At 69.6% G+C, this 14,355-nt stretch carries 16 protein-coding genes; 12 read left to right on the top strand and 4 right to left on the bottom strand.

The window, feature by feature from the left end:
- Positions 1-33: 33 nt before the first annotated feature.
- On the bottom strand, positions 34-651 hold the full coding sequence (locus tag AAFO60_RS06250; protein WP_347955306.1) for a hypothetical protein: 618 nt from the start codon (positions 649-651) through the stop codon (positions 34-36).
- Positions 652-756: 105 nt separating this feature from the next.
- A complete protein-coding gene (locus AAFO60_RS06245) occupies positions 757-879 on the bottom strand; it encodes a hypothetical protein (protein WP_347955305.1) in 123 nt (40 codons plus the stop codon).
- Positions 880-1,082: 203 nt separating this feature from the next.
- On the opposite strand from AAFO60_RS06245, the gene AAFO60_RS06240 reads away from it, so the two are divergent.
- The 3 genes from AAFO60_RS06240 (at position 1,083) to AAFO60_RS06230 (ending at position 5,003) form a co-directional block, all read left to right on the top strand.
- On the top strand, positions 1,083-1,832 hold the full coding sequence (locus AAFO60_RS06240) for an alpha/beta fold hydrolase (protein ID WP_347955304.1): 750 nt from the start codon (positions 1,083-1,085) through the stop codon (positions 1,830-1,832).
- A gap of 359 nt (positions 1,833-2,191) precedes the next feature.
- A complete protein-coding gene (locus tag AAFO60_RS06235; protein WP_347955303.1) occupies positions 2,192-3,700 on the top strand; it encodes a basic amino acid/polyamine antiporter in 1,509 nt (502 codons plus the stop codon).
- A 52-nt stretch (positions 3,701-3,752) separates the two neighbouring features.
- On the top strand, positions 3,753-5,003 hold the full coding sequence (locus tag AAFO60_RS06230) for an arginine deiminase (RefSeq protein ID WP_347955302.1): 1,251 nt from the start codon (positions 3,753-3,755) through the stop codon (positions 5,001-5,003).
- A 33-nt stretch (positions 5,004-5,036) separates the two neighbouring features.
- Here the strand turns inward: AAFO60_RS06230 and AAFO60_RS06225 are convergent, their stop codons facing one another.
- Together AAFO60_RS06225 and AAFO60_RS06220 are read right to left on the bottom strand one after the other, a co-directional pair.
- Positions 5,037-5,570, bottom strand: a complete 534-nt coding sequence (locus AAFO60_RS06225; protein WP_347955301.1) for a GXWXG domain-containing protein — start codon at positions 5,568-5,570, stop codon at positions 5,037-5,039.
- Positions 5,567-6,529: an oxygenase MpaB family protein gene (locus AAFO60_RS06220; protein ID WP_347955300.1), complete on the bottom strand. Its 963-nt coding sequence runs from the start codon at positions 6,527-6,529 to the stop codon at positions 5,567-5,569. Before AAFO60_RS06220 ends, AAFO60_RS06225 begins: the two co-directional genes overlap by 4 nt.
- Before the next feature lie 95 nt (positions 6,530-6,624).
- On the opposite strand from AAFO60_RS06220, the gene AAFO60_RS06215 reads away from it, so the two are divergent.
- The 9 genes from AAFO60_RS06215 (at position 6,625) to AAFO60_RS06175 (ending at position 14,335) form a co-directional block, all read left to right on the top strand.
- Positions 6,625-7,686, top strand: a complete 1,062-nt coding sequence (locus AAFO60_RS06215) for an o-succinylbenzoate synthase (RefSeq protein WP_347955299.1) — start codon at positions 6,625-6,627, stop codon at positions 7,684-7,686.
- A gap of 138 nt (positions 7,687-7,824) precedes the next feature.
- Complete coding sequence (locus AAFO60_RS06210) at positions 7,825-9,162, top strand: cytochrome P450 (protein WP_347955298.1); 1,338 nt, start codon at positions 7,825-7,827, stop codon at positions 9,160-9,162.
- 2 nt (positions 9,163-9,164) lie between these two features.
- Positions 9,165-9,755 (top strand): TetR/AcrR family transcriptional regulator, encoded by a 591-nt coding sequence (locus AAFO60_RS06205; RefSeq protein WP_347955297.1) that lies wholly within the window; start codon positions 9,165-9,167, stop codon positions 9,753-9,755.
- A 44-nt stretch (positions 9,756-9,799) separates the two neighbouring features.
- Positions 9,800-10,675 carry an SDR family oxidoreductase gene (locus AAFO60_RS06200; protein ID WP_347955296.1) on the top strand — a complete coding sequence of 292 codons (876 nt, stop codon included), beginning with the start codon at positions 9,800-9,802 and terminating at the stop codon, positions 10,673-10,675.
- A gap of 25 nt (positions 10,676-10,700) precedes the next feature.
- Positions 10,701-11,294, top strand: coding sequence for a hypothetical protein (locus AAFO60_RS06195; protein ID WP_347955295.1), 594 nt, complete (start codon positions 10,701-10,703; stop codon positions 11,292-11,294).
- A complete protein-coding gene (locus AAFO60_RS06190; protein ID WP_347955294.1) occupies positions 11,291-11,800 on the top strand; it encodes a hypothetical protein in 510 nt (169 codons plus the stop codon). The genes AAFO60_RS06195 and AAFO60_RS06190 overlap by 4 nt, the downstream gene beginning before the upstream one ends.
- Positions 11,797-12,420: a hypothetical protein gene (locus AAFO60_RS06185; protein ID WP_347955293.1), complete on the top strand. Its 624-nt coding sequence runs from the start codon at positions 11,797-11,799 to the stop codon at positions 12,418-12,420. The genes AAFO60_RS06190 and AAFO60_RS06185 overlap by 4 nt, the downstream gene beginning before the upstream one ends.
- 182 nt (positions 12,421-12,602) lie before the next feature.
- Positions 12,603-13,055, top strand: a complete 453-nt coding sequence (locus AAFO60_RS06180) for a hypothetical protein (RefSeq protein ID WP_347955292.1) — start codon at positions 12,603-12,605, stop codon at positions 13,053-13,055.
- 83 nt (positions 13,056-13,138) lie between these two features.
- The gene (locus AAFO60_RS06175; RefSeq protein WP_347955291.1) at positions 13,139-14,335 is read left to right on the top strand and encodes an NAD(P)/FAD-dependent oxidoreductase; all 1,197 of its coding nucleotides are present in this window, start codon (positions 13,139-13,141) and stop codon (positions 14,333-14,335) included.
- Positions 14,336-14,355 lie beyond the last annotated feature (20 nt).

The following is a 14,355-nucleotide window of genomic DNA, read 5'->3' as shown; positions in this document are numbered from 1 at the left end:
GGAGTGTTCGCGAGATCACACCGTGGGCGTCGGTCAGCCGCCCAGGGCGGCCACGTCGAACTCCAGAAAGTGCATCGGCACTCCGCAGACCGTGACCGTGCGCGAGTCGACGACCGTGCGCGCGGAACTGAATCCCTGCCGCAGGTCGTCGCTGCCGGTCCAGCAGGTGTACGGGCGCCCTTGGGTGCGGCACAGTTCTTCGACCGGCTCGACCAAGGCGTAGAGGGTGCCGCCGCGGCGGTGCTCGGGATCGACGGCGGCGATCTGGACGGCGACGGCGGTCGGGTCGGGGTGGGTCAGCAGGGTGTGCTCGTCGTCCCAGGCGCGCTGCAGTCGTCCGGCCAGGTCGGGGAGTCCGGCCAGGAAGCGGGCGTCGGCCGCGAGCTGGTCGGGTTCGGGAGCCGGGGCCGGACGGTCGCCGATCGACCAGGTCAGCACGCCGACCAGGCGGTCGTCGGCGAAGGCGCCGACGGCGGTCCCGCCCGCGATGGAGCCGCGGATCAGGGCGCGGCACAGCCAGTCGCGGATGTCGGCCCGCTCGGTGTACTGGCCCAGCATCGCCTGGTAGAGCGGGATCTGGTGGAGGGTGCCGTCGACGAGCCGCGCCGCGGCGGGCAGATCGTCGGGGCGCAGGGGGCGGATGTCGGTCATCGGTGTCTCGGTCGTCTCGTACGGGTGAGTCGTGGGTGCAGACGTGAATGAAGGCAGGCTGCGCTGAGCGCCGCCTGCCTTCATTCGGTCAATTCTGAGTCGTCTTTAGGAGCCCGAGCTGCCGCTGCCGAGGCTGCCGTCGGAGCTGCCGCTGGTGAGGTCGGTGACGCTGCCGAGGATGCCGTTGACCGAGCTGAGGATGCTGGCGATGTCACTGAGTCCTGACATGGAGGTATTCCTTCCGGAAGTGATTGGGTGATGCGCCCGACGACCGGCCGGGTACGGCGATGACATTACGCACAAAGATCGTCAAAACGAGAGATGGAACACGTTCCTCGGGCGAACGGCTGACAGGGGACGGCACGGAAGTGTCGCTCGGAGCACGAATCCGTGCCGTCGTCGACGGTGGCTGCGAGGTCTACGCTGAGGTGATGCGCGTGATCAGCGGGACCGACCCGTATCTGCCCGATCTGGCCGTCGACGTCTCGGGTTCCCTCGCCGGGCAACTGCCGGTGGTCCTGGTGCACGGGATGGGCGGTGATCACAGCACCTGGCGCAATGCGGTTCGCACCCTGCGCGCCGCGTGCCGGCCGACCGTCGCCGTCGACCTGCGCGGCCACGGCCGCAGCGGGCGGGCGTCGGCCTACCGGCTCAACGACTTCGCCGCCGACATCGGCCGGGTCGTCGACGGCCTGGGGCTGACCCGGTTCGATCTGGTCGGGCACTCGCTCGGCGCCCACGCCGCCGTGCGCTACGCCATGCGGGAGCCCGACCGGGTGCGTCGGCTGGTGCTCGAGGAGGTGCCGCCGATGCCGCGCGACCGTGCAGACCTCGCCGAGCAGATCGCACCCGCCGCGACCCTCGGCGAGCGCGTCCGGGGGATCGGGGCGCTGCTGGCGAATCCGGGGCCCTTTCTGCGTCTGGATCGGTCGCTGCCCGCGGCGGTGACCGCGCAGTTCGACGTCGCCGACCCCGGCTGGTGGCAGTCGTTGGCACTGGTGAGCGCACCGACGCTGGTCGTCTCCGGTGGCGAGCGCAGCTTCCTGCCCGCGCGGCACCTGCGCGCCGTCGCCGAGGCCCTGCCCGACGGCAGGTTCGCGACGATCGATGCCGGACACAGCGTTCACCGCGACGCCGGCCCGGAGTTCCTTTCGGTGCTGATCGAGCATCTCGACGTGTGAGCTCGGTGGTGGGCGAGGCGGCGGTCTCGGACCGCGGCGTCGTCGGTACGGACAGGGTTCCCCGCTGAAGGCGGACGCCGCGCTGACGAGGCATGTGACGCCTCAGCGGGGAATCTGGTCCGGTTCCTCGGTGTCACGGGGACCAGGGAGGCGAATCGGTGTGCCGGGCCTGCGCCGGCGTGCTCGGGATTCCTTGATCGTGCATCTCGACGTCTGAGGTTCGCGGCGGTCGCACGGCGCCATCGCGTAGGCGGTCGTGGGCGCGCGGCACCCGGTCCCGAAAAGCGACATTTTCACGGTGTACGTTCGGACTAATCGTTCGAAACCGTCCGTATGGGCCGACCGTGAAGGGGCACGACGTGGCGCAAGCCTCGGAGCACACGCACCAGGACCAGACGCAGAAGGTGAGTCTGCCGCCCCTGACCGCGATGGTGGTCGGATCGATGATCGGTTCGGGAGTCTTCCTGCTCCCGCGGCGGTTCGGAACCGAGACCGGAGCTCTCGGCGCGATCATCGCATGGACCATCGCGGGCGCGGGCATGCTGATGCTCGCCTTCGTGTTCCAGCGGTTGGCGATGCGCAAACCCGACCTCGACGCCGGGCTGTACGCGTATGCGAAGGACGGCTTCGGCGACTACATCGGCTTCAACTCGGCGTTCGGCTTCTGGGCGTCGGCGTGCGCGGGCAACACCTCGTACTGGGTGCTCATCATGGCCACCACCAGCGCGTTGTTCCCCGAACTGGGTGACGGATCCACCTTGCTGGCGGTGGCGATCTCGTCGGTGGGCGTCTGGGCGTTCTTCCTCCTGATCAGCAAGGGCGTCCAGCAGGCGGCGTTCATCAACCGGATCGCGACCATCGCCAAGGTCGTCCCGCTGATCGTCTTCATCGTGCTCGCGATCGCACTGTTCGACGCCGGATACTTCGCCGACAACTTCTGGGGCGGCAACGGCATCGAGGTCGGGTCGCTGTGGACGCAGGTCAAGGGCACCATGCTGATCACGGTCTTCGTGTTCATGGGCATCGAGGGTGCGAGCATGTACTCGCGGTACGCCCGCAGGCGCGAGGACGTCGGCAAGGCGACGGTGATCGGCTTCCTCGTCGTGCTGGGCGTGTTCGCACTGGTCACCCTGGTCTCCTACGGCGCGATGCCGCAGGGCGATCTCGCTGCAGCCGATCAACCGTCGGTCGCCTCGGTGCTGGCCCACCTGGTCCGCGACTGGGGATCGGTGTTCATCCGCGTCGGCGTCATCGTCTCCGTGCTCGGCGCCTATCTGGCGTGGACGCTGATGGCGGCCGAGATCCTGTACATCCCGGCACGCGCCAAGGACATGCCGAAGTTCCTTCAGCGAAGCAACGCCGCCGGCGCGCCGGTCGCCGCGCTGGTGCTGGCCAGCGCCCTCGTGCAGACGCTGCTCGTCCTGCTGCTGTTCGTCGACGACGCCCTCGACTTCATGCTCGACCTGACCGCGGCGCTCGCCCTGGTGCCGTACTTCCTGTCGGCGCTGTACATGCTGCGGCTGGTACTCCGCCACGAGACCTACGACGACGGCGATCGCCGTCGCAACACCGACCTGGTGATCGCGGCACTCGCCGTGGTGTACACGGTCTTCCTCGTATACGCGGCCGGCCTCGAGAAGCTGCTGCTGGCGTGTGTACTCTACGCGCTCGGCACGATTCTGTTCGTCATCGCACGCCGGGAGCAGCGGCTTCGGGTGTTCCGACCGTTCGAGGCCGTGCTGTTCGGCGTGATCGCGGTCGGCGCGATCGCCGGGGTCGTGCTCATGGCGACCGGCGTCGAGGACATCTACGACCATCCCGAGCAGGAACGACACTCGTATTACGTGACCGATCCGTCGGGTCCGTAATACGCATCGGCCCGCTGCCCCCGCTGTCACATCGATTGAGAGGAACTCTCGAATGACCGACCGACCCTCAGCCTCGTACGGTGTCCACTCCGAGGTCGGGAAGCTGCGCAAGGTCCTGGTCTGCGCGCCCGGACTGGCCCACGAGCGGCTGACGCCCACGAACTCCGATGACCTGCTCTTCGACGACGTGCTGTGGGTGCAGAACGCCAAGCGCGACCATTTCGACTTCGTCACCAAGATGCGCGACCGCGGCGCCGAGGTCGTCGAACTGCACAACGTGCTGGCCGAGACGATGGACGATCCGCAGGCGCGCAACTGGCTGCTCGACCGCAAGATCGTCGTCAACGACGTCGGCGTCGGGCTGGTTCGTGAGACGCGCTCGGACCTGGCCGAGCTGCCCTCCCGGGCGCTGGCCGAGCTGCTGATCGGCGGGATGTCGACCCGCGATCTCCCCGCCGAGCTGCGGCCGGGCTACATCGCGTTGGCGCGCGACTCGCTCGGAGTCAACGAGTACCTGATGCCGCCCCTGCCGAACACCCTCTACACGCGGGACACGACGTGCTGGGTGTACGGCGGCCTCACGTTGAACCCGCTGTACTGGCCGGCCCGGCACGACGAGACCCTGCTGATGAAGGCTGTGTACCAGTTCCACCCCGACTTCGTCGGATCGACGGTGTGGTGGGGAGATCCCGAGCAGACCTGGGGGCAGTCGAGCATCGAGGGCGGCGACGTCCTGGTGCCCGGCGACGGCGTGGTCCTGATCGGCATGAGTGAACGGACGTCGCGTCAGGCGATCACCCAGTTCGCGCTGAAACTGTTCGAGTCCGGTCAGGTGCAGAAGGTGATCGTCGCGGGAATGCCCAAGCTGCGGTCGGCCATGCATCTGGACACCGTCTTCACGTTCGCCGACCGCGACCTGGTGACCGTGTACCCGAAGATCGTCGACGCGATCAAGCCGTTCACACTCGTTCCCTCCGACGCCCATCCCGGGCTGGAGGTGATCGAGGAGTCCGACCACTTCGTGGAGGTGGTGCGCAAGGCCCTCGGCCTGGACGTGCTGCGGGTCGTCGAGGCCGGTGGTTCGGAATACGCCTCCGAGCGGCAGCAGTGGGACAGCGGCAACAACCTCGTCGCGGTCGAGCCGGGCGTGGTCTTCGCCTACGACCGCAACACCCACACCAACGCTCTGCTACGCCGCGAGGGCATCGAGGTCATCACGATCGTCGGCGCCGAACTGGGCCGCGGCCGCGGCGGCGGTCACTGCATGACCTGCCCGATCATCCGGGATCCGCTGCCCGCGTGACTCGGCTGCTGTGTGACTCGGCTGCCTGCGGGACTACACGCCGTCGCGCTCGAGCAGGAAGAAGTACGGGGCGGGGGAGTCGCGCAGATCCATCGCGCCCAGCAGGGCGTCGGCGTTCAGCCGGCGGAAGTTGTCGATGATCGGCAGATCGTCGTAGACCATCGCCGCGCTGACCGTGCCGCGGTACTCGACCGCGCGCAGACGGGCGCGGTGGCGGCGGGTGCGCAGCGCCCGGAACGCGAACGACGATCCCGGCAGCCGGTGTTTGGGCAGCCGGGGCCCCACCGAGTCCAGCAGTGTCATCGGGATGAGCTTCGGGTTGACCGCGTAGAAGTCGCCGGGGCGGCCGAAGAGCAGCGGGTGGACGTGGTCGGGGTCGTCGAACTGCTTGCCGTACCACCCCGAGACCTCCAGCAGTCCGTCCATCGGGTGTCCGGTGGGGACCTCGCTGCCGCGCCACCGGCCGACGATCTCGTCGACGCCGACGGCGGGCAGGGCGTCGAACTGTGCTTCGGCGGCGGCGCGCGGCAGTCCGGCGCGCAGTTCGTCGACGGTCGGGGTGGTCATCGGGTGCGGCTCCCGTCAGAGGTGTTGCCGACCGGGGCGCGGTCGGCCGGGGTGTTGTGGATCCGGCGCGGGTCGACCCCGGTGCGCTCCCAGCCCTCCACCGCCCATTTCACGTACAGAATGCGCAGGGGCAGTCGGTTGAACAGCGGATTGAGTGCGCGCATCGTGGCGGCGAACCGATCGAACCGGCGTTGCCTGCGCGGACTCCAGTCGAGTTCGCAGACACGTTTCATCTGGTCGGGCAAGGTGCCGACGATGATCGTCTGCAGGAAGGCGTTGAGCGGGGCGCTGACGATCCGCCAGACCGGAGACGGCAGCCACGCCGGTCCGGGCACGCCTTTTCGCAGGTAGCCGGTGGCGTACATGATGGTCCGCGTCGGAACGAACTTGTCGCACATCCGGTCCCAGTAGAGGCGGAACTCCTCGTAGGTCTGCGGCTGACTGCGCGCGGAGACCCCGTAGAGCTGATACCAGGTCTTGCTCTCCTCGAAGATCGCCGCCTTCTCCTCGTCGGAGAGTCGGCGAATGAACGTGTCGGTGATGAACAGGACCTGATCGACGAAGGTGGCGTGGGCCCAGTAGTACAACTCCGGGTTGAGCGCGTGATAGCGCGAGCCGTCGCTGATGGTGCCCTTGATGTCGCGGTGGAAGTCGCGGACCCGCCGGCCCCACTGCTGCGGCTCGTCGGAGTAGACGGTCCGCATGATCGGCGGGCCGGTGCGACGGGCGCGGCCCAGGAAGTCGGCGAAGATAACCGAGTGGTCCTCCACGCCCTGCGCGAGCTGCTCGATGCAGTTCTCGGTACCCGCCAACCGCTGGAATCCCAGCAGTCCGCGGATGTCGCCGTAGAACTTCCAGACCAGTGAATCGGCGCCCAGGCGCAGGTCGATCGAGTCGATGTCGACGTAGGACGGCTCCACCTCGCGGATGCCGTCGTCGAAGGCGTCGAGTGTCGTCATGGACACGACACTAGCCGCCGTCTGACACAGATGGAAGATTTTGTTCCAAAGTTCTGGTCGGTTCGAGCGCCTCGATGCGGGGATACCCTGGCCCCATGGTCTTCTCCTCACCGGTCGGGCGGAACAAGGAATCGAATGTCGGCGCCGCCGACGACCGCAAGAAGGGGGTGCCGACCTTCCGGCTGCAGCCGAAGAGCCCACCCCCGCCGACGATGCCGAGCGCCGACGACCTCCTCGCGAACGCGCATGTGGTCTCGTTGCCGATGCACACCCGCTTCCGCGGGGTGAAGGCGCGCGAGGCGCTGGTCTTCGCCGGGCCCGCTGGATGGGGCGAGTTCGCGCCCTTCGTCGAGTACGACGACGCCGAGGCCCGGACGTGGCTGGCCGCAGGCATCGAGGCCGCCTACCTCCCGGCGCCGGAGCCGGTGCGCGAGGAGGTCCGGGTGAACGCGACCGTCCCGGCGATCCCGGCCGCGGAGGTCGCCGCGCTCATCGCCCGGTATCCGGGTGTCGACACGGTGAAGGTCAAGGTCGCCGAGGCCGGTCAGACCCTGCACGACGATGTGGAACGGGTCGCGGCTGCACGTGAGCTCGTTCCCAACGTGCGGATCGACGCCAACGGCGGCTGGTCGGTCGCCGAGGCGATCGAGGCGCTCGCGGCGATCGGCGAGGTGGAGTACGCCGAGCAGCCCTGCCGGAGCGTCGAGGAGCTCGCCGAGGTCCGGGCCGCGACGCGTACGTTGATCGCCGCGGACGAGTCGATCCGACGCTCGAGCGACCCCATGCGGGTGGCCGCCTTGAAGGCCGCCGACATCGCGGTGCTCAAGGTGGCGCCGCTCGGCGGGCGGCGCGCGCTGCTGGCCCTGGCCGCCAAGCTGCCCCTGGACGTCGTCGTCTCCAGTGCGCTCGACACCGCGATCGGCATCTCGGCGGGCGTCGACGCCGCGACCGCGCTGCCGAACCTGCACCGAGCGTGCGGCCTGGGAACCGGGGAGCTGTTCAACCGCGACGTGACCGCGTCGTTCCGGATCCACGAGGGCGCGCTGCGCCGGCGTCGGGTGGAGCCGGGCCTGGACCTGCCGCTCGCCTCCGCTGAACGCACGCAGTGGTGGCACGACCGGCTCCGTCGCTGTCACGCCCTGCTGGTGGGGCGCTGACGGCGAGCGGTCGGGGGAGCTCGTGTTTCGGACGGATTCGCTGATCTGTCCCACGGGCTATAGACACAGATTCCTTCATTTGTTTCAATTGGGTTATGGGCCGCGTCACATCGGCGCGACCGTGACCGAGGAGGAACGATGGGTGCTGTGCTGGCCGAGCCCGCGGCGGGAAGCGATCTGAAGGCGGTCCCGCTCAGCGACCGCAACGGGGTGCTGGAGATCCTGAGCATGCGCCGCGACCCCTTCGGGTACGGCGAGGCCAAGCGCATGCGGTACGGACAGGTGTCGGGGATGAACGCCTTCGGCATCCGGATGGTCAACTGCGCAGGCGCCGAGGCCGCCAACGAGATCCTGATGAACAAGGATCGCGCCTTCGCCAACGCCCCCGCGTGGAGCTTCTTCATCGGGCCGTTCTTCAACCGCGGCATCATGCTCCTCGACTTCGACGAGCACCGCCACCACCGGCACATCCTGCAGCAGGCCTTCACCCCCAAGGTGCTCCAGGGCTACATGGACGAGCTGCAGCCGATGGTCGCCGACCGCCTCGCCCGCTTCCCGACCGGGCGGGTCAAGCTGCTCTCGGAGTTCAAACAGCTCACCCTCGACGTCGCACTCGAGGTCTTCCTCGGCCTGGAACTGCCGCAGCACGAGGCAGACCGCCTGAACAAGGCGTTCATCGAGACGGTGCGCGCCGGCGTCGCCTTCGTCCGCAAGCCGGTCCCCGGCGGACGCTGGTGGAAGGGGGTGCGCTCACGCAAGATCCTGGAGGAGTTCTTCTACGCCCACATCGACGCCAAGCGCGCCGTGCAGACCCCCGACCTGTTCTCGGTCCTGTGCCACGCCGAGAGCGACGACGGCGACGTCTTCACCGACGAAGACGTCGTCAACCACATGATCTTCGTGCTGATGGCCGCGCACGACACCTCGACCATCACGATGACCCAGATGGCCTACCACATGGCCAAACACCCCGAATGGCAGGAGAAGGCGCGGGCGCAGTCGTTCGAGTTCGGAGAGAACCTCGAATACGCGGACCTGAACAAGCTCACCGTGCTCGATCTGGTGATGCGCGAGTCGCTGCGGATGTGTCCGCCGGTGCCCGCACAGCCCCGGATGGCGATCAAGGACACGCAGGTCCAGGGCTTCTTCATCCCCGAGGGCACCATGGTCACGGTGCCGCAGATGACCAATCATCGCGACCCGCAGTACTTCTCGCACCCAGACATGTTCGACCCCGAACGATTCTCGCCCGAGCGGGCCGAAGACAAGGGGCACCGCATGGCGTGGATGCCCTTCGGCGGCGGCGTCCACAAGTGCATCGGCCTGTACTTCGGGCAGATGGAGATCAAGACGGTGATGCATCACCTCCTGCGCGGTCACGAGTGGTCGGTGCCCGCCGACTACGTCATGCCGATGGATTACAGCGCGCTGCCGGTCCCCAAGGACAAGCTGCCCGTCGCGCTGCGCCGGCGGTAGCGGTGCCGGTCGCACGCAAAGCCCGGATCACCGCCTCGGCGTCCGAGCAGGAGCGCACGATCCTCATCGCGGCGGCCGCCGAGTTCACCGCGGTCGGCCTGCGGCAGGCCAACATGGACGAGGTGGCGCGGGCCGCGGACATCAGTCGCTCGACCCTCTATCGGCGCTTCCCCAACAAGGAGTCGTTGTTCCGGGCCGTCGCCGTCGACACCTTCGAGACCGGGCTCGCCGCGCTCGAAGACGCGGTCGCCGGCCTGCCGCCGGGGGAGGCGGTGGTGGAGGCGTTCGCGCTCGGCGCCGAGATGATCGAGTCGCAGCCGCTGCTGCGGCGAGTGGTCCTGGAGGACCGCTCGGTGCGCGAGGTGACAGGCGGCGTCGGCTCGCTGTTCATCGAGATGGTCACCGCGCGGATCGCGGCCACGCTGCGGGCCGCGGGAGCGACGATGCCGGACGACTCGCTTCTCGAAGCCGTCGAGATCCACGTGCGGCTGGTGATCTCGTACCTCGACGTCCCCGCCAGCGACCCCGAGCGGCGCACCCCCGACTCGGTGCGCCGGATGGCGCGATGCCACCTCGCGCCGATGATCCACTGATCCGACCACGGGCTCGTCGCCCGCATCCCTCAGGAGTCCCACCCATGTCGTTGACCACCCTGTTGTCCCGCTCGGCGCGCGCGGAGGCACGCCGCCTGCGGCTGCGCCGCGCCGTCGCAGGAAAGATCGTCGCGATCACCGGCGGCGCCCGCGGCATCGGTCTCGAGGTGGCCGCCGAACTGCTCGACGCGGGCGCGCGGGTCGCCATCGGAGACATCGACGCCGACGCGGTCGGCAAGGCCGCCGCCGACCTCGGCATCGAGGGCGTCGCCCTCGACGTGACCGACCGGGCGTCGTTCGAGAGCTTCCTGGCCGAGGTCGCCGCCCGCGTCGGTCCGGTCGACGTGCTGGTCAACAATGCGGGCATCATGCCGGTGGGGCCCTTCACCGGCTACCGCGAGTCGTTGATCCGCGCGACCCTCGACATTGATCTGCTCGGCGTGATCCTGGGCAGTCAGGTGGCCGCGGAGACGATGCTCGCGCGCGGACAGGGCCACATCGTCAACATCGCCTCGGTCGCCGGACGGCTGCCGACACCCGGGCTGACCGTGTACAACGCGGCGAAGGCCGGCGTCATCGAATTCTCGGAGGCGCTGGACTCCGAGCTCGCCGGGCGCGGGGTGCGGGTGAGCACGGTGATGCCGACGTTCACCAACACCGGCCTGATCGACGGGCTCGCCACCAACGCGATGGTCACGTCGGTCGACACCGACGTCGTCGCCCGCCAGGTCCTCGAGACCATCGCCGGCGCCCGGGTGCGGGTCGCTGCGCCACGGTCGATGGGATGGGTCAACGCCTACCCGATCCTGCCGCGCCCGCTCAAGCGCGCGCTGCTGCGAACCACCGGGTCGGGCGAGATCTTCTTGAATCCGGACCCGGACTCGCGGTCGGCCTACAACCGCCGGATCGGCCAAAGCTGACCGGCGAGTCGCTACTCTCGACCGGGTGGGGAGCACAACCTCGGACGACCGATTGAAACAGTGGCGCCAAGCGCGCCGAGAGTTGCGCGCTGCCCGCGACGACCTCACCGACGCCGAGATCTCGGCCGGACTGCGCACCCGGATGTCGACGCGGCTCATCGCAGTTCTGGGCGCGGTGGTCGCGGCGTGCGTCATCGTCGCCGCCGTCGCGGTCTGGTACGCGGCGTCGGCCCCCACCCGGTTCAGCGACGAGGACTACGTGGCCGCCGCCACCAGCCGGGTGGACCTGTTGCTCAACGTGGACGCCGACGATCCCGCCCGCGCGAAACGCATCCTCGACGTGGCCACCGGCGCCTTCCATGACGCCTTCGCGCAGTCCGCTGACGCCTACAGCACCTACGTCAAAGACACCGGCGCCCGCGGTCACGGCAGCGTCGACGCCGCCGCCGTCCAGTACCGCTCCGACGCGGGAGCCGATGTGATGGTCGCCGCCAACGTGCAGGTCGGTGATGAGAAGTCGGACGCCGACGCCCAGCCGATCAAGCCCCTGCGGTTGATCGTCGGGATGGTGCCCGACGGCGGCGTCCTCAAGATCGACGGTCTGGTCCTGGTGCCGTGAAGCCGATCATCGCATTCCTGGAGAAGCCGATGCGGGCCGTCGGGGTCCTGATCCGGCTGGTGGTCGCGGCCGTCCTGTTCGTCGTCGCCCTCGGCTACTGCATCGGCGGGGTGGACGCCCGGACCGCCGCCGACCGCGCACAGCAGGTGCGGGCGACCCTGCAGGAGTCGGCGGGCGGGATCGTCGCCGACGTCTTCTCGGTCGACTCCCGCACGTGGTCGAGCGACCGTCGGACGGCGCAGAGTCTGGTCGCGCCGCCGCTGTCGGTGTCGTCCCAGCGCGGGCTGACCGGGCCGCCGCCTGCGGGGATCGCGTCGGTGAGCTGGGTGCCGCAGCATGTGGCCGTGTCGTGGGCCGACGACCGTGCGGGGGAGGCGCTGATCATCGTCCGCGTCACCGTCACTGCGCGCGGCGGTCACACCGAGAGCCGATTGAAGTCCGTGCAGGCGGCGTACGTCCGGTCCGGCGACCGGTGGCTGCTCAACGGATTGGAGGAACTGCAGTGACCGACGAGGACGGGCAGAGCCTGCGACTGCGGCAGGCGCAGACGCGGTTCGCCGATGCGGTCGTCGCCGAGGCGCAGGCGCGCCAGGCGGCCGAACCCGCGGTGGCGCGGCGCGGGCGGCGACGCGCCGCGGGCATCCGACTGGCCGTGATCGCGGCGGTGATCGCCGCGATCGGGCTGGCGGGCGCCGGATGGTTCGCCCACCGCGGCGCCGACCACGCCCTCGCGCGCGCGGCTGACACCGAGGCCGCCCGGGTCGCCGCCGAGCACGCGATCGTCACGATGCTCACCGCCGATCCCGCGCACGCCGACCGCTACGTCGACGAGGTGATGTCGATCAGCACGGGCGACCAGCGAGTGCGCGTGCAAGGCTCCAGAGCCGGGCTGGTCGCGCTCGTCGCCGGGCTCCCGCAGCCGACCACCGGGCAGATCCTGTCGGCGGCGTCGGTCGGCGAGAGCGACGTCTCGGGTGATCGGGCGACGTCGATCCTCCTGGTGGCGCAGACCACCGGGCCCGAACTGGTCGGCGGCGACGCCGGGCAGAGTCGTGTGGGACTGGCCGTCACGATGGTCCGCGTGGGCGAGCGCTGGCTGGTCCGGCAGGCCGAGGCGGTCTCGTGATGGGCGCACATTCGGCCGATGGCCAGACCCCTGATCCGATCCCGCACGACTCCCCGGTGAGCGGCGACGGCGATGCGCCGCCACCCGGTGACGCGACTCCGACGCCGCACAGCCTGCGTCGACGATGGCGCAGGCAGCCGCGCGGTGACCGTCGACTCCAGGCGGCCGCTGCCGTCGTCGTCGTGATCGCCGCCCTGGTCGCGGCCATCGGTTTCACGTCGGGCGTGCAATCGCGTGCCGAACCGCAACCGGCGGACCACACCGCGATCCGTGCCGCGGTCGACGCGGTGACCGCGCTGATGACCTTCACCCCCGGCGACACGCCGAAGCAGCGAGCCGCCGTCGCCGAACACCTCACCGGAGCGCTGTCGGCCGACTTCGCTGCTCGCGGGCCCGACGTCGTGTTCCCCGACGCGAGGGCGTCGGACATCTCGATGAAGACGACGGTGTCGAGCGCGGCGTTGGGGGACCGTCACGGCGAGCTGGCGCGGGTGCTGATCTTCGCGACGCAGGAGATCGTGGTGGGTAAACAACAGGACTACCCGACGCGCGTGGGTATCGCGCGGTGGGCGACCGTCTCTAAAGTGAACGACGTTTGGCGGTTGTCGCGCGTGACGACCGTGTCGCCCCAGTGAGTTGCGGCAACCCTCGTGTGCTGCAGTAGGAGTGAGTCGCGGCCACCGTGGGGCGGCGACGTGACCTTCGAGGGAGACATGCAGTGGTGACATCACCGGTGGTGATCGTGGGAGCGGGACTCGGCGGGATCCGAGTGGCCGAGAACCTGCGCAGTGGCGGGTACGACGGACAGATCATCCTGCTGGGTGCCGAGGAGCACCCGCCGTACGATCGGCCGCCGCTGTCGAAGACCGTGCTGACCGGCGCCGATGATCGCGTCGACCTGAAGCCGTCGGAGTTCTTCGACGAGTCGGGCATCGACCTGCGGACCGGCTCGCGCGTGCGGGCCGTCGACCCCGAGGCCCGCACCGTCAGCGTGGAGCGGGGCGGCGCGGTCGAGGAGCTCGGATACGGCACGCTGATCCTGGCCACCGGCTTGGTCGCTCGTCGATTCCCCGGCACCGACGGGGTGGCCGGCGTCCATGTGATCCGCACCGTCGAGGATGCGCTCGCCCTCCGTGCGGCCGCGGCGTCCGCGCGGCGCGCGCTGGTGATCGGGGCCGGCTTCATCGGGTGCGAGGTCACCGCCAGCCTGCACGGACTCGGCGTCGAGGTGACCCTGGTGGAGCCCACACCGACTCCGCTGTCGGGTCCGCTCGGTGCGCAGATCGGCCAGATGGTGACGCGCCTGCACGTGGCGGCGGGGGTCGATCTGCGCGTCGGCGTCGGCGTCGACGAACTGCTCACCGAGGCCGGTCGGGCCGTCGGCGCAGTCCTGTCGGACGGGACCCGCGTCGAGGCCGACGTGGTGGTCGTCGGCATCGGCGGCTACCCCGACCTCGACTACCTCGAGGGATCCGGGATCGCGCTCGCCGACCGCGCGGTCGGCGGCGGCATCGCGTGCGACGGTGTCGGCCGGACCAGCGCCGCCGACGTCTATGCGCTCGGCGACTGCGCCAACTGGCACGACCCCGAGGGCAACGCGCACCGCGTCGAGCACTGGACGCACACCGTCGACCACGCGGCGCTGGTGGCCGCCCAACTGCTGGGGCATCCCATCGCGCATCAGCCGGTGCCGTACTTCTGGAGCGACCAGTACGGCCTCAAGTTCCAGATGCTCGGCTCACCGCGACCCGACGACGAGGTGCACGTGGTGGACGACGACGGCCGCAAGTTCCTGGCCTACTACAGCCGCGAGGGTCTGCTCACCGGCGTGGTCGGCGCCGGGCGCGTCGGCAAGCTGATGAAGGCCCGCCAGTACCTGCTGACTCCGACGCCGGTCGCGACGCTGCTCGGGTAGCGGCGGGCGGTCGTCGTCCG

Origin of the sequence: Gordonia aichiensis (assembly GCF_039946255.1) — a bacterium.
GTDB lineage: Bacteria > Actinomycetota > Actinomycetes > Mycobacteriales > Mycobacteriaceae > Gordonia > Gordonia aichiensis_A.
This window is presented reverse-complemented; position numbering and strand designations above follow the sequence as displayed.

Bases quoted from the DNA above. Each gene is read 5' to 3' on its own strand.
- AAFO60_RS06220 (WP_347955300.1), bottom strand. From the start codon at position 6,529: ATGACGACACTCGACGCCTTCGACGACGGCATCCGCGAGGTGGAGCCG.
- AAFO60_RS06240 (WP_347955304.1), top strand. From the start codon at position 1,083: ATGCGCGTGATCAGCGGGACCGACCCGTATCTGCCCGATCTGGCCGTC.
- AAFO60_RS06200 (WP_347955296.1), top strand. From the start codon at position 9,800: ATGTCGTTGACCACCCTGTTGTCCCGCTCGGCGCGCGCGGAGGCACGC.
- AAFO60_RS06245 (WP_347955305.1), bottom strand. From the start codon at position 879: ATGTCAGGACTCAGTGACATCGCCAGCATCCTCAGCTCGGTCAACGGC.
- AAFO60_RS06210 (WP_347955298.1), top strand. From the start codon at position 7,825: ATGGGTGCTGTGCTGGCCGAGCCCGCGGCGGGAAGCGATCTGAAGGCG.
- AAFO60_RS06215 (WP_347955299.1), top strand. From the start codon at position 6,625: ATGGTCTTCTCCTCACCGGTCGGGCGGAACAAGGAATCGAATGTCGGC.
- AAFO60_RS06225 (WP_347955301.1), bottom strand. From the start codon at position 5,570: ATGACCACCCCGACCGTCGACGAACTGCGCGCCGGACTGCCGCGCGCC.
- AAFO60_RS06250 (WP_347955306.1), bottom strand. From the start codon at position 651: ATGACCGACATCCGCCCCCTGCGCCCCGACGATCTGCCCGCCGCGGCG.
- AAFO60_RS06230 (WP_347955302.1), top strand. From the start codon at position 3,753: ATGACCGACCGACCCTCAGCCTCGTACGGTGTCCACTCCGAGGTCGGG.